The 13,438-nt window shown below is 65.0% G+C and carries 13 protein-coding genes; 6 read left to right on the top strand and 7 right to left on the bottom strand.

The window, feature by feature from the left end:
- Positions 1-9: 9 nt before the first annotated feature.
- From GVY41_RS18795 to GVY41_RS18780, 4 genes are read right to left on the bottom strand one after another with little or no spacing between them, the layout of a single operon-like run.
- Positions 10-2,403, bottom strand: a complete 2,394-nt coding sequence (locus GVY41_RS18795; protein ID WP_161348520.1) for a xanthine dehydrogenase family protein molybdopterin-binding subunit — start codon at positions 2,401-2,403, stop codon at positions 10-12.
- The gene (locus GVY41_RS18790; protein ID WP_161348521.1) at positions 2,400-3,161 is read right to left on the bottom strand and encodes an N-acyl homoserine lactonase family protein; all 762 of its coding nucleotides are present in this window, start codon (positions 3,159-3,161) and stop codon (positions 2,400-2,402) included. Before GVY41_RS18790 ends, GVY41_RS18795 begins: the two co-directional genes overlap by 4 nt.
- The gene (locus GVY41_RS18785; RefSeq protein WP_269150505.1) at positions 3,158-3,631 is read right to left on the bottom strand and encodes a (2Fe-2S)-binding protein; all 474 of its coding nucleotides are present in this window, start codon (positions 3,629-3,631) and stop codon (positions 3,158-3,160) included. Before GVY41_RS18785 ends, GVY41_RS18790 begins: the two co-directional genes overlap by 4 nt.
- Before the next feature lie 13 nt (positions 3,632-3,644).
- Positions 3,645-4,535 (bottom strand): FAD binding domain-containing protein, encoded by an 891-nt coding sequence (locus GVY41_RS18780; protein ID WP_161348523.1) that lies wholly within the window; start codon positions 4,533-4,535, stop codon positions 3,645-3,647.
- Between the two features lie 192 nt (positions 4,536-4,727).
- Between GVY41_RS18780 and GVY41_RS20645 the strand changes: the two genes are divergently transcribed.
- From GVY41_RS20645 to GVY41_RS18755, 5 genes are read left to right on the top strand one after another with little or no spacing between them, the layout of a single operon-like run.
- Positions 4,728-5,492 carry an SRPBCC family protein gene (locus GVY41_RS20645; RefSeq protein WP_161348524.1) on the top strand — a complete coding sequence of 255 codons (765 nt, stop codon included), beginning with the start codon at positions 4,728-4,730 and terminating at the stop codon, positions 5,490-5,492.
- 32 nt (positions 5,493-5,524) lie between these two features.
- A complete protein-coding gene (locus GVY41_RS18770; protein ID WP_161348525.1) occupies positions 5,525-6,280 on the top strand; it encodes an SDR family NAD(P)-dependent oxidoreductase in 756 nt (251 codons plus the stop codon).
- 42 nt (positions 6,281-6,322) lie between these two features.
- Positions 6,323-7,480 carry an iron-containing alcohol dehydrogenase gene (locus GVY41_RS18765; RefSeq protein WP_161348526.1) on the top strand — a complete coding sequence of 386 codons (1,158 nt, stop codon included), beginning with the start codon at positions 6,323-6,325 and terminating at the stop codon, positions 7,478-7,480.
- Position 7,481: 1 nt separating this feature from the next.
- The gene (locus tag GVY41_RS18760) at positions 7,482-7,922 is read left to right on the top strand and encodes an acyl-CoA thioesterase (RefSeq protein ID WP_161348527.1); all 441 of its coding nucleotides are present in this window, start codon (positions 7,482-7,484) and stop codon (positions 7,920-7,922) included.
- Complete coding sequence (locus GVY41_RS18755) at positions 7,919-9,373, top strand: NAD-dependent succinate-semialdehyde dehydrogenase (RefSeq protein ID WP_161348528.1); 1,455 nt, start codon at positions 7,919-7,921, stop codon at positions 9,371-9,373. Before GVY41_RS18760 ends, GVY41_RS18755 begins: the two co-directional genes overlap by 4 nt.
- 305 nt (positions 9,374-9,678) lie before the next feature.
- Here GVY41_RS18755 and pcaF read toward each other — a convergent pair whose 3' ends face one another.
- Genes pcaF through GVY41_RS18740 form a run of 3 tightly spaced genes read right to left on the bottom strand, consistent with a single transcriptional unit; the run spans position 9,679 to position 12,277 of the window.
- Positions 9,679-10,878, bottom strand: a complete 1,200-nt coding sequence (pcaF, locus tag GVY41_RS18750) for a 3-oxoadipyl-CoA thiolase (protein WP_161348529.1) — start codon at positions 10,876-10,878, stop codon at positions 9,679-9,681.
- 2 nt (positions 10,879-10,880) lie between these two features.
- Positions 10,881-11,546: a 3-oxoacid CoA-transferase subunit B gene (locus GVY41_RS18745; RefSeq protein WP_161348530.1), complete on the bottom strand. Its 666-nt coding sequence runs from the start codon at positions 11,544-11,546 to the stop codon at positions 10,881-10,883.
- A complete protein-coding gene (locus GVY41_RS18740) occupies positions 11,543-12,277 on the bottom strand; it encodes a 3-oxoacid CoA-transferase subunit A (protein WP_161348531.1) in 735 nt (244 codons plus the stop codon). Before GVY41_RS18740 ends, GVY41_RS18745 begins: the two co-directional genes overlap by 4 nt.
- Positions 12,278-12,417: 140 nt before the next feature.
- On the opposite strand from GVY41_RS18740, the gene GVY41_RS18735 reads away from it, so the two are divergent.
- Entirely contained in the window at positions 12,418-13,155 is a 738-nt protein-coding gene (locus GVY41_RS18735; protein ID WP_170301240.1) for an IclR family transcriptional regulator domain-containing protein, read from the top strand.
- Positions 13,156-13,438 lie beyond the last annotated feature (283 nt).

Below are 13,438 nucleotides of genomic sequence, written 5' to 3'. Positions count from 1 at the left end.
GAAGGGCAGTCACTCCGCCGGCGGCTTGTCCTGCCTAGCCGCCCGCACAAGCGCAAACAGGCGGTCCGGTGTCGCTGGCAGCTTGTTGACCTCTACCCCCAGCGGCGCCAGCGCATCCGAGATCGCATTCGCTATGGCCGCCGGAGCGCCGATCGTTCCACCCTCGCCCATGCCGCGGAAGCCACCGACATTGTTGGGAAGTTCGGCTTCGATATGGACGATGGCGATATCGGGGATGTCGGTCGCGACCGGCAGCAGATAGTCGGCAAGGCTTGCTGCGACGCTCTGGCCCTCGCCATCGTGAATGACCTCCTCGAGCAGAGCGGCGCCGATACCCTGTGCGACCGCGCCGTGGACCTGACCGTCCACGATCATCGGATTGATGATCCGGCCGCAATCCTCGGAAACCACATAGTCCAGAATCCTGACACCGAAGGTGCCCGGATCGACCTCGAGCATGCACAGATGGGTCGATGAGCACGCTGTTCCAAGATAGGGGTCATAGGTCTCTTGAAAAACCAGATCTTCGCGCTGATCGCGGGGAATGCGGCCCATCTGGTTATAGACGGCCTTGGCAATTTCCTTGATCGTCAGGCTCTGATTGGATGCGCGCGAAGTGACGGTGCTGTCATGGAGGTCGAGATCGCCGGTCTGTTGTTCCATGAGCAGGGCGGCCATCCTGAGAACCTTGGCTTTAAGACCGCGCGAGGTGACTGTCGCCGCCCCGCCTCCCAGCACTGCTGAGCGGCTGGCATAGGTGCCCGTACTCATCGGAACCAGCGAGCTGTCACCATGCAGGACGATGATATCCGCCATCGCGCACCCCAACTCGTCGGCGATGATCTGGGCAAGCGTGGTTTCCAGCCCCTGCCCGTGCGACGCAACACCGAAGGCCGCGGTGACGACGCCGGTGGCATCGATCGAGATGTTCGCGGTTTCGGTTCCGGTGTTGATCGGCATGCCCGGCGCCACGGAAATGCGCGAGCCGATGCCGGTCAGTTCGGCATAGCTGGCGAACCCGAGGCCGACCCATCGCCCTTCGGCGCGCATCGCGTCGCGCCGGTCCAGAAGGGCAGGGTAGTCAAGCGCGGCGCAGGCACCCTCCAGACATTCCAGGAAGGCTGACTGATCCCAGATGATGCCGGGCGCGGTGCGATAGGGGAAATCTTCTCTGCGCACCAGGTTGCGGCGCCGGATCTCTGCCGGGTCCATGCCGATCTTCCGCGCCGCCATATCGACCAGCCGTTCCATCGCAAGAGTCGATGACGGACGCCCCACGCCGCGATAGGGGCCGGTGGGGGGCTTGGGCGTCAGCACGCCGCGGATCCGGCCGTGGTAGGCCTCGGTCTTGTAGGGTCCCGGCAGGAAGCTGATGACCTGCACGGTTTCCAGCGCCGCCGTCCACGGGTAGATCGAGAACGCCCCGACATCGCCGATCACATCGGCGCGCAGGCCCAGGAACCTGCCCTCGTCGTCGAATGCAAGCTCCGCTTCTATCAATTCGTCGAAGGCCTGGCTCATCGCGGCCAAATCCTCCAACCGGTCGGCCACGTACTTGACCGGGCGCTGCAGCTTGCGTGCCAGAAGGCAGACCAGCATTTCCTCGCTATAGAGCGAGCCCTTGCCGCCAAAGCTTCCGCCCACGTCCGGCGCGATGACCCGCAGCTGGTGGCTGGAAAGGCCAAGGCATCCGGACAGCACGTCGCGCACCACGCCCGGAATGTTCGATGCGGAATACAGCGTCAGCGCGCGGTTCCGTTTGTCCCACTGCGCCATGTAGCTGCGGTTTTCCATGGGACTGGGGCATTTTCGGGTCATGCGGAACGTTCCGCCGACCTTGTGAGGCGCAGTGCGGAACACCTCTTCTACATCGCCGCGGACGAACTCGCGCCTGACGATGACATTGGTTCCGGCCTCTTCGTGCAACAGGGGGGCGTCATCCTTGACCGCATCGACCTGTCGGATCGCAAAAGGCAGGGGCTCGTAGTCGATCACGATATGATCAAGCGCATCCTCTGCCGCATACCGGCTTTCGGCCACCACCGCGACCACAGGCTCGCCGACGTAGCGTACCTTGCCGCGGGCGAGCGGCCAGGTCGGCGTCGCATAATAGTCCTTCATCCGCGATGTCGGCACCGCCGGCTCGCACTCGCCCTCGAAATCGGTCATGTCATAGACACCGATCACCCCCGGGATATCGAAGGCGGCATGCGCATCGACCGCGATAATGCGCGCATGAGGCCGGTCGGATCGCCGGATGGCGACATGAACCATCCCGGCCGCCTGAACATCGTCGACATATTCGCCGGTGCCGGTCAGCAGGCGCAGGTCTTCGGTGCGCTTGATCCGCTTGCCCACAAGCTTGGGGCGCATCACGACATCGGAATAGTCGGGCTTGTTCACCGGAAGCCCTCCTTGCGGGCACGAAGCTCCTGCCATTGCGCATCGTCATGGCCGCAGATCACCGTCGTGCCCCGGTCTTTCTCGGCGCGGATCTCGGCCAGGGCATTTGTGGCAAGGCCGATATCCCAGCTGTTCTTCGGCGCACGGGTCTCATCGACATGGCACATCATCGGGGCGGCATCCGACGCCAGAAGGAAAGTGCCGTCGCGGTTGAGCTCCACCCTCGCGGCCGTCAGGCCCGGAGAATGGCCCGGCATCGGCACAAGCACGATGCGATTATCGCCAAACAGGTCCTTCTCGCCCTCGATCTCCTCATACCCCTGCGGGATGTCCCATTCTTGCGGCAGGTAGCCTTGCCGCGGCCCGTCCTCGGCGCGGGCCGCGGCCAGTTCGGCGCGGTGGGCGATGACCGTGGCCCGTGCGAAGGCCGCGTTACAGCCGCAATGGTCCGGGTGGAGGTGAGAGCAGATCACCACATCGATATCGTCGGCACCCAGACCGAACCGGGGCAACTGCGCAACCACGGTGTCGCCAAGTCCGAAGATCGGCTGCATCACTCGCGCGAGACCCCCCCAACGCGCGATCGGGTCCTCCCCGGCCTCCGGTGCGCAGCCGGTATCGAAGAGCACATTGCCCGAGGGGTGCCGCAGCAGCACCGAAACCACCGGAAGCTCTACCATGTCATCCTTGTTCTCGGCAGGCATGTAGATGGACTTGCGCATCTTCAGTCGTCCGGCGGAAATAACATCCATCTTCATGTCAGCGGTCCCCTTTCCCGCGCCAGCTCGCGCACAGCGGCGATGATGTTGATGTAGCCGGTGCAACGGCAGAGGTTCCCCGAAAGCCCCTCACGGATCTGGTCATCCGTCTCTAGCGGGTGGTGCGCCAGAAGATCGGCAATGGCCATGACCATGCCCGGTGTACAGAAGCCGCATTGCAGGCCGTGATGGTCCTGAAACGCCTTCTGGATCCGCGACAGGGCTTCGGGCGTACCTTGGCCCTCGATGGTCTCGATCTCGAGCCCCTCAGCCATAACCGCCAGCATCAGGCACGACCGGGCCGACCGCCCGCCGACCGAGATCGTGCAGGCCCCGCAGACGCCATGCTCGCAACCCACATGGGTTCCTGTCAGGCCCAGGCCATGGCGCAGGAAATCGGACAGCAGCATCCGGGGCTCGATCCGGCGACTGTGGGTCATGCCATTGACCGTGACGGTAACGGCAACCAGATCGTCTGTGTGTTCACTCATCCTGTTTCCCCCTCAGTGTCCGGGCCCTGGCATATGCAGCGCGGATCGCGCGGCCGGCAAGCACCCCGGACAGGTGGCGCCGGTAATCGGCACCGGCGTGAATATCCGTGTTCGGCACAAGATTGTCGTTCAGCCATTCCGAGACCTCGCCCAGCATATCCTCGTCGGGATGGCAGCCGTCGATCAGGGCTTCCACGCCCCGCATGCGCATCGCCGTCTCGCCGACCCCGGTCATGCCGATGCGCGGGTTGCGTATGGCGCCGTCGGCATCGACCCCCAGCGTGACAGCAACCGCTGCCAGTGCGAAATCGCCGTGCCGGCGCGAGAATTCCTCGAAGGCCCAGCCGGACTGCGGGTCCGACATGCCGATGGTGATGCCGGTAACCATCTCGTCGGCCTCCAGCGCCGTCACCAAAGACCCGACGAGGAACTCGGCGGCAGGCAGAACGCGCCTGCGCGACGCCGAGGCGACTTCCACCTGGCCGTCCAGCATCAGCACAATCATGGGAATTTCGGCGGCGGGGTCGGCATGGCAGACGCTTCCGCAGAAGGTGCCACGGTTCCTGACCGTCATATGAGCGACATGGTGCATCGCGTCGTGCAGAACCGGGATCCTGCTGGCGATCATGCTGTCGGTCGCCGTCATGCGGTGGCGCGCCAAAGCGCCCATCCGCACCCGTTCGCCCTGATCCTCGATCACTTCAAGCCCGGGAATGCGGTTGATATCGACCAGCACCGCTGGCTTGACCAGGCGGAAGTTCATCATTGGCATTAGGCTCTGCCCGCCGGCGATGATCTTGGCATCGCCGCCATATCTCGCCAGCAGGTCCAGCGCCTGATCGACACTGTCAGGCCGGACATAGTCGAACCTTGCTGGCTTCATAACCTTCGCCTCCCGCGCGGCTGACAAGGCTCGCCTGACGTTGGACATCAAACGCTCCGAGTTCACCGTCTGTCAGTAGAACTCAACTTTTCACTTGCTTTACTAGACTACTATGAGGCATGTCAATGGAAGAGCAGCGGGCAGGGCCGGACGCATAGTTCATCTGGCCCTGCGGGTTGAGGAGGCGCTTCCATGCATATGTCGGGCCAAAAACTGATTCACGAAACGCGGGAAAATGTATGGAAAGCCCTTAATAGTCCCGAGATTCTGCGCAACTGCATCCCGGGATGCCAGTCGCTTGAAAAGACGTCCGAAACAGAGATGCAGGCCGTTGCCGCCATCAGGGTCGGGCCCGTCTCGGCCAAGTTCGGCGGCAGGGTTTCACTTTCTGAATTGAACGAGCCGATCAGCTATCGCATCACCGGAGAGGGGCAGGGCGGGGTTGCAGGTTTCGCCAAGGGCGAGGCCTTCATCCAGCTGGAGGACGTCGAGGGCGGCACGATGCTGACCTACACGGTCGATGCGCAGGTGGGCGGCAAGCTTGCGCAGCTTGGCGGGCGGCTGATCGACGCGACGGCGAAAAAGATGTCGGAAGCGTTCTTCGAGAAGTTCGCCTTGGAAATCCGGCGCCAGTACCATGGCGAGGGCGCTGCCACGGAAGGCGGTGCCAGCGCTGTCCCGCCTGCACCGCTGCCGCAAGCTTCGCCGGGTGTGGCTGTGGGGGTTTCCCCCCTTGCCCAGCCGCCTCTCGCCGAACCTGCTGGGTCTTACCGGATGGCGTTCCTTGCTACCTTGGTGCTGGCGCTCGTCTTCGGCTTCCTGTGGCTCACCTCCCGGCAGGGGGGCGTCCCGCAGCTGGCCGCCACTGCGCCGCTCTCGCCCGAATTCGGCGCTGCGGTGCAGCTCATCCTCGTCGCAGCGGTCGGATATCTCTTCGGTCGCCTCTCGGATCGCTGAAACGGAGCGGTCGAACACAAAGGAGTCTCTTCATGCAACTTTCCCTGTCCGGCAAGGTGGCCCTGGTCACCGGCGGCGGCCGTGATACCGGCGCCGAGATCGCCCGCGAACTGGCCACTATCGGGGCGACGGTCGCCGTCAACTTCCGCAAATCCGAATCCGAGGCTGCCGATCTGGTCGCGGAACTGACGGCGGCCGGCGGCAAGGCCAAGGCTTATCGGGCCGACATTTCCGATTATGACCAGGTGCAGTCGATGATTGGCGCGATCACTGCGGATTTCGGGCGGATCGATATTCTGGTCAACAACGCCGGCTACGTGAAGTACCAGAAGTTCGTGGACAGCACCCCGGACGACTGGAAGGCGCAGGTCGATACCTGCTTCTATGGCGCGCTTCATTGCTGCCACGCCGTTGCGCCGCACTTCATCGCACAGGATGGCGGCCGCATCGTCAATATCGTCGGTGACAGTTCGCGCATCGGCGAGGCCGGTCTTGCCCTTGCCGCGGCGTCGCGGGGCGCCACCGTGCAGCTGGGAAAATCCATCGCGCGCGAGCTTGGCCGAAACAATGTCACGGTGAATACCCTGGCGCTCGGGCTGATCCAGACTTCGCACAGCGATGCGGATTTCCTTGCCAAGAACATGGACAAGATCGTCAAGGCCTACCCGCTGCGCCGCATCGGCCGGCCCGACGACGTCGCGCCGATGGTTGCCTTTCTGGTCAGCGACGCAGCATCCTGGATCACCGGCCAGGTCATCAGCGTGAACGGCGGATTCTCGATGGTCTAACCGTCTCGAACCCGAGGCGCAGACCGGCAACCGGAGGCAAACATGAATCCCTTCGTCTTCAATACCACGAAATCCATCCTGTTCCGCTTTGGCGCAGCGCGGGAACTGGGCCGACATGCCGGCGAACTGCTGGGTGCTAAGGTCCTGCTGGTGACCGATCCGGGTCTTCGCCGGCTCGGCCTGGCCGAGCCAGCAATCGCGGGACTGCGAGACGCGGGGCATGAGGTCACCGTCTTCGACGCGGTCGAGGCGGATCCTTCGGTCGCCACGGTCATGGCTGCCGTCGATGCAGGCCTTGGGGCGGGGGCGACAGGCGTCATCGGCTTTGGTGGCGGCTCTTCGCTCGATGTTGCGAAAGTCACGGCGCTGCTTCTGGGCTCCGGCCAGCCGCTGGACGAGGCCTGGGGCGTAAACAACGCCAAAGGCCCGCGTCTGCCGCTGGCTCTGGTCCCGACAACCTCGGGAACAGGCTCCGAGGTGACGCCGGTCGCCATCCTGACCATCGGCGGGGATGAAAAGCGCGGCGTCTCCTCGCCGATCCTGCTGCCCGATATCGCCGTGCTTGATGCAGAGCTGACCCTCGGCCTACCGCCGCACATCACCGCCGCAACCGGCGTGGACGCAATGGTACATGCGATCGAGGCCTATGCCTCGGCCAATCCCAACAACAACCCCTTGTCGCGAAGCCTTGCCCGCGAGGCCCTGCGGCTGCTGGGACAGCACATTGCGACCGCTGTGTCGGACGGCTCGGACGTCGCCGCGCGCGAGGGGATGCTTCTGGGCTCGATGCTGGCCGGGCAGGCCTTCGCCAACTCGCCGGTTGCCGCAGTCCATGCGCTTGCCTATCCGGTGGGCGGCATCTTCCATATCCCGCATGGCCTGTCGAATGCGCTGGTGTTGACGTCTGTGCTGCGATTCAACCGTCCCGTGGCCGCCGCGGCATATGCCGAGATTGCGGCCGATGCCTTCCCGCATTTGGCGGACCTTCCCGAGGAAGACCGCGCCGAGGCATTCGTGGCGGCGTTACAGGACCTGATCGGCCGGCTTCAGATGCCACCCAGGCTGCGGGACGTGAACATCCCTGCCGATGCTTTGCCGCGCATGGCCGCGGATGCGATGAAACAGCAGCGGCTTCTGGTGAACAATCCGCGCCCGGTCACCGAGGCCGATGCGCTGGCGATCTACAAGGAGGCCTGGTGAGATGCGCGCCCCGCCCGGAACCCGTGCCGACTATGTGCATTTCCGCCCGCACACGACGCGCTGGAATGATAATGATACCTATGGCCACCTGAACAACGTGGTGCATTATCAGTTGTTCGACACCACCGTAAACGAATGGCTGATTAGAAACGGCTTGCTGGATACCAGGAGCAGCCCGGCCATCGGACTGGTTGCCGAGACCGGCTGCCGCTACCACGGCGAGATGACCTATCCGCAGGGTATAACGGCCGGGCTGAAGGTGGCAAGGCTGGGAAGCTCATCTGTCCGCTACGAGATGGGCCTGTTTCCCGAAGACAACGATGCCGCTGCAGCGGAAGGGTTCCTTGTCCATGTCTATGTGGACGTGCAGACCCGCCGGCCCTGCCCGATTCCCGAAGAGACCCGTGCCGCCCTGAAGGGGCTGGTCAAGGAGGCTGGATGACGCTCGCTCTCAAGGACATTTCCTTTCCCGAGACACGCAATCTGATCGCGGGGGAATGGGTTACCGCGCAGAGCGGAAGGACCATCACCGTGACAAACCCCGCGACAGGGGCATTGATCGCAGCCGTACCCTCCGTCTCGTGCGCTGAAGTGGCAAGGGCGATTGCGGCTGCCGAAATCGCGCAGGTCGCATGGGCGGCCCGCCCCGCCAAGGAGCGGGCGGCTGTTCTGAGAATGTGGTTCGACCTCATCCTTGGTGCCACCGAAGATCTTGCGCTGATCCTGACCAGCGAACAGGGCAAACCCCTGTCGGAGGCGAGGGGCGAGATCGCCTATGCGGCCTCTTATGTCGAGTGGTTCGCGGAAGAGGCAAAACGGATCTATGGTGACACGATCCCCGGCCCGACGGCTGACCGGCGGATTATTGTCCTGAAACAGCCGATCGGCGTCACCGCAGCGATCACGCCCTGGAATTTTCCGGCCGCGATGGTGACGCGCAAAATTGCCCCGGCGCTTGCCGCGGGCTGCGCGATGATCCTCAAGCCCGCAAGTCAGACGCCATTGACCGCCCTGGCACTGGTCGCGCTTGCGGAACGCGCGGGTGTCCCGGCTGGGCTGCTGTCGGTCGTGACGGGTGCCGCACGCGAGATCGGGGCAGAGATCACCTCGAACCCGGCGATCCGCAAGCTGTCATTCACCGGGTCAACTGAGGTCGGCAAGGAACTGATGCGCCAATGCGCTGGCACGGTGAAACGCACGTCCATGGAACTTGGCGGCAACGCGCCCTTCATCGTGTTTGACGACGCCGACATCGAGGCCGCGGTAGAGGGCGCGATCATCTCGAAGTACCGCAATGCCGGGCAGACCTGCGTCTGCGCGAACCGCCTGTTCGTTCAGGCTGGCGTCCATGATGCCTTTGTTCGCCAATTGTCGGAGCGGGTCGCAGCCTTGCGTGTGGGAGAGGGCACCGCGCCCGGCACAGAAATTGGGCCGCTGATCGATGATGCAGCAGTTGCCAAGGTGCGAGACCTCCTGGCTGACGCCACCGCCAAGGGCGCGACGATCGCGGTCGGCGGCAAGGCGCATGCGCTTGGCGGCACGTACTTCGAACCGACCATCGTCACCGGGACGACCCGAGAAATGGCCTTCTTCGAGGAAGAGATCTTCGGGCCGGTTGCGCCGATTTTCCGGTTCGAGACGGAGGAGGAAGTGATCCGGCTTGCGAATGACACCCCGTTCGGACTGGCCTCCTACCTTTACGGGCGAGACGTCGGCCGGATCTTCCGTGTGGCAGAGAAGCTGGAATGCGGCATGGTCGGCGTGAACACGGGCCTCATATCGAACGAAGCCGCGCCATTCGGCGGGATCAAGGAGAGCGGGCAGGGCCGGGAAGGGTCCCGATACGGGATCGAGGACTACCTCGAGGTGAAATACCTTTGCCTGCAGCTCTGAGGGTCGCAGCGGGCGGCCGCGCTCCGGGTGCCATCGCGGGCGCATAGCCGCGGGGCGGGAAGGGCGCGGCCTGACTTCAGGTCGGTCTCTCAAGGCATACGCTTAGCAGACCCAACACGCGCCATGCCCCAAAGACGGAGGTTCAATGTCCAAACACTGTCTTCAAGGACCAGCGTGCAAACGCTGCCAAGGTGAACCACCAACCGCTGGGCCCCAGTTCAACATTATCGCCCGAGATCAGCGCTTGGTGACTGCTATCCAACGGATAGGAGCATTGACCATCGAACGGCGGTCCGATCTGCCGATCATACCCGCTCCAGCGCGACGGCGATGCCTTGGCCGACGCCGATGCACATGGTGGAGAGCGAGCGGCGCCCGCCGGTCAGTTGCAGCTCCAGCGCGGCGGTGCCGGTGATGCGCGCGCCCGACATGCCAAGCGGGTGGCCAAGTGCGATGGCGCCGCCATTGGGGTTCACGCGGGCATCGTCATCGGCAATGCCAAGCTGGCGCAGCGTGGCGATGCCTTGGGCAGCGAAGGCCTCGTTCAGCTCGATCACGTCGAAATCGGCCTGGGTCAAGCCAAGCCGCGCCAGCAGCTTCTGGCTGGCCGGCGCCGGGCCGATGCCCATGATCCGTGGCGGCACGCCCGCCGTGGCCCCGCCGAGGATGCGGGCAATCGGGGTCAGCCCGTATTTCGCAGCCGTGGCCGCATCGGCCAGGATCAGCGCCGCCGCGCCATCATTCACGCCGCTGGCATTGCCGGCGGTGACCGATCCATTCGGGAACAGCGGCTTCAGCTTGGCCAGCGCCTCGGGGGTCGTCGCCCGCGGATGCTCGTCGCGGTCCACCACCAGCGCATCGCCCTTGCGCTGCGGGATGCTCACCGGCGTGATCTCTCGCGCCAGCCGTCCGCTACCTTGCGCGGCGGCGGCCTTGGCCTGCGAGGCCAGCGCCATCGCATCTTGCGCCGCACGGTTCACGCCATAGTCGTCGGCGACGTTCTGGCCGGTCTGCGGCATGGAGTCGGTGCCGTAGGCCTTGTGCATCGCCGGGTTGATGAAGCGCCAGCCGATGGTGGTGTCATGGATCTCGGCCTGCCGGCTGAAGCCGGCATCAGCCTTGGGCATCACGAAGGGCGCGCGGGACATGCTTTCCACGCCGCCCGCGATCATCAGCCCCGCCTCGCCTGCGGCAATCGCCCGTGCGGCGGTCAGCACCGCATCCATGCCCGACCCGCAAAGCCGGTTGATGGTGGTGCCGGTCACGCCCACCGGCAGCCCTGCCAGCAGCAGCGACATGCGCGCCACGTTGCGATTATCCTCGCCCGCCTGATTGGCGCAGCCGAAGATCACGTCATCGACCGCCTCCCAATCCACGCCCGGATTGCGCGCCATCAGCGCCCGCAGCGGCACCGCGCCCAGATCGTCGGGGCGAACGGAGGACAGCGCGCCGGCATAGCGGCCGATGGGGGTGCGGATATAGTCGCAGATGAAGACGTCGGTCATGGTCAAAGCTCCGATACGGTCAGATCGGCTACGGGGCCGTCAAGATGCAGGGTCGCGCCGGTCAGCGCCTGAAGGCCTTCGAGGGTCAGCTCCGCCAGCTTCTCGCGCAGCACGAAGCGGCCGAGCGACACGTCGATCACCGCGAGGCTGGAATAGATCCGTGTCACGCAGCCCACCCCGGTCAGCGGCAGCGAGCAGCGCTGCACCAGCTTGGGCTTGCCGTCCTTGGTGACATGGTCGGTCAGCACGGCGACCTGCCTGGCGCCATGCACCAGATCCATCGCCCCGCCCACCGCCGGCACGCCTTTGGGCCCGGTGGACCAGTTCGCCAGATCGCCGGTTTCGGCCACCTCATAGGCACCGAGGATCGCCACATCCAGATGCCCGCCGCGCACCATCGCGAAGCTGTCGGCATGGTGGAAGAAGGCCGTGCCGGGCTTCAGCGTGACCGCCTTCTTGCCGGCATTGATCAGGTCCCAGTCTTCGGTGCCCGCCGCGGGGGCCTCGCCAAAGCCAAGGATGCCGTTCTCGGTGTGGAAGATCGCCTCGCGCCCCGGAGGCTGGAATTTCGCCACCATCTCGGGGAAGCCGATGCCAAGGTTCACATAGGCGCCGTCGGCGATATCCTGCGCCGCGCGCCAGGCCATCTGGCTGGGGGTAAGCTTCATGCTGCTGCCTCCGGATAGACCGCGCCTGCGCGGTTCAGGTCTTCTTCCTGCGCGGGGCTTGCCACCTCGACCACGCCCTGCACGAAGATGCCGGGGGTGACGACCGCCTCGGGGTCGATCCCGCCCGGTTCCACGATATGACTCACCTGCACGATGGTCTGCGCTGCCGCCATGCACATCAGCGGGTTGAAGTTGCGCCCCGCCATCCGGTAGGTCAGGTTGCCCAGCCGGTCGCCCAGATGCGCCTTCACCAGCGCGACATCGGCCTTGAGCCAGCGTTCCTGCACATAGGGTCGCCCCTCGAACTCCTCGACCGGCTTGCCCTGCGCCAGATCGGTGCCAAAGCTGGTGGGGGTGTAGAAGGCCGGGATGCCCGCCCCGCCCGCCCGGATGCGCTCGGCCAGCGTGCCTTGCGGCACCAGCTCCAGCTCGATGGCCCCGGCGCGGTAGGCCTCGGTGAACACCACCGGATCGGCCGAGCGCGGGAAGGAGCAGATCAGCTTGCGCACCATCCCCGCCTCGATCAGCGCGGCAAGGCCGACATGGCCGTTGCCGGCGTTATTGTTGACCACCGTCAGATCCTTGGGATGGCCGGTGGCCAGAAACCTGTCGATCAGCGCGTGAACCAGCTCGATGGGCGCACCAGAGCCGCCAAAGCCGCCGATCATCACGGTCATGCCGTCGTCGATCCCGGCCACGGCGGTGGCGAGATCGGGAAGGGTCTTGTCCATGCTCGCACTCTCCTCAGGCCCGCAGGGGCTGAGGAAGGAATAGGGCCAGCGTGGGGCTTCCGTCTACCAAGGTTGTGCGATATGCTGCATTTGTTGACATATCGCACGGGGCGCAGGTGACGATCAGCGAGCGCGACACGATGGGCGGGCTGGCCAAGGGGCTGCTGGTGATCGAGACCTTCACCGCGGACCGCCCGCGCCAGTCGATTGCCGAGGTCTCGGCGGCCTCTGGCCTCGACCGGGCCACGGCGCGGCGCTGCCTGCTGACGCTGGCGCATCACGGCTATGCCGATTGGGACGGCAAGTTCTTCACGCTGACACCGCGGGTGCTGCGGCTGGGGACCGCCTGCCTGGCCACCATGCCGCTGCCGCAGATCGTGCAGCCGCTGCTGGATGAGCTGTCGGACCGGATCGGGCAAAGCTCCTCGGTGTCGATCCTCGACGGGGCCGAGATCGTCTATGTGGCGCGCGCGGCGCAGCGCAAGCTGATGTCCATCGCGCTGATGCCCGGCTCGCGCCTGCCGGCCTTCTGCACCTCGATGGGCCGGGTGCTGCTGGCGTCGCGGCCAGAGGCGGAGGTGCGCGCGTTGCTGGCCGCACACCCGCCGGTGGCGCGCACGTCCTTCACCCGCACCGACCCAGAGGCGATCCTGGCTGAACTGGCGCAGGTGCGGGCACAGGGGTTTGCGGTCATCGACCAGGAGGTGGAACTGGGGCTGCGGTCGGTCGCGGTGCCGCTGCTGAACACGCATGGGAGGACCGTGGCCGCGCTGAACGTGGGGCTGGCTGTGGGTCAGGTTCCCCTTGAAACAACCGCCGAGACGTTGCTGCCGGCGCTGAGGGCAGTGGCCGTCGAAACGCGGGCCGTTTTGCGCTGAACAGGATTGAGGCGGTTCAAGGGTCGGGCGGCCCGTGCGGTGACGGTCCTGCACGACCTTCGCCATTGCCGCTCCATGCTCGGCCAGCAAGTTCGCTTTCCTTGACCGGAACCCAGTCCAGACAGGGTTGCAAATCCAAAGGGGTTATCCGGGCAGCTAGGTGTTTGATCCCATGGTTTGATGGTGCGATCCTTTCGAAGGAATGGAAGGAAGCACTATGGGACAAGTTCGTCACGGGAGCGCCACGACCACGCACGCCGTCAGAGCAGCAATACAGCGATCG

It is taken from the genome of Frigidibacter albus, assembly GCF_009908165.1.
GTDB classification, from domain to species: Bacteria; Pseudomonadota; Alphaproteobacteria; order Rhodobacterales; family Rhodobacteraceae; genus Frigidibacter; species Frigidibacter albus.
Note: the sequence above shows the minus strand (reverse complement) of the source record. Positions and strands in the feature narration are given on the sequence as shown.

What these genes read in the sequence shown, in the direction of transcription:
- GVY41_RS18745 (WP_161348530.1), bottom strand. Translation starts at nt 11,546, where the DNA reads ATGAAGCTTACCCCCAGCCAGATGGCCTGGCGCGCGGCGCAGGATATC.
- GVY41_RS18765 (WP_161348526.1), top strand. Translation starts at nt 6,323, where the DNA reads ATGAATCCCTTCGTCTTCAATACCACGAAATCCATCCTGTTCCGCTTT.
- GVY41_RS18790 (WP_161348521.1), bottom strand. Translation starts at nt 3,161, where the DNA reads ATGAAGATGGATGTTATTTCCGCCGGACGACTGAAGATGCGCAAGTCC.
- GVY41_RS20645 (WP_161348524.1), top strand. Translation starts at nt 4,728, where the DNA reads ATGCATATGTCGGGCCAAAAACTGATTCACGAAACGCGGGAAAATGTA.
- GVY41_RS18780 (WP_161348523.1), bottom strand. Translation starts at nt 4,535, where the DNA reads ATGAAGCCAGCAAGGTTCGACTATGTCCGGCCTGACAGTGTCGATCAG.
- GVY41_RS18755 (WP_161348528.1), top strand. Translation starts at nt 7,919, where the DNA reads ATGACGCTCGCTCTCAAGGACATTTCCTTTCCCGAGACACGCAATCTG.
- GVY41_RS18735 (WP_170301240.1), top strand. Translation starts at nt 12,418, where the DNA reads ATGGGCGGGCTGGCCAAGGGGCTGCTGGTGATCGAGACCTTCACCGCG.
- GVY41_RS18740 (WP_161348531.1), bottom strand. Translation starts at nt 12,277, where the DNA reads ATGGACAAGACCCTTCCCGATCTCGCCACCGCCGTGGCCGGGATCGAC.
- GVY41_RS18770 (WP_161348525.1), top strand. Translation starts at nt 5,525, where the DNA reads ATGCAACTTTCCCTGTCCGGCAAGGTGGCCCTGGTCACCGGCGGCGGC.
- pcaF (WP_161348529.1), bottom strand. Translation starts at nt 10,878, where the DNA reads ATGACCGACGTCTTCATCTGCGACTATATCCGCACCCCCATCGGCCGC.
- GVY41_RS18760 (WP_161348527.1), top strand. Translation starts at nt 7,482, where the DNA reads ATGCGCGCCCCGCCCGGAACCCGTGCCGACTATGTGCATTTCCGCCCG.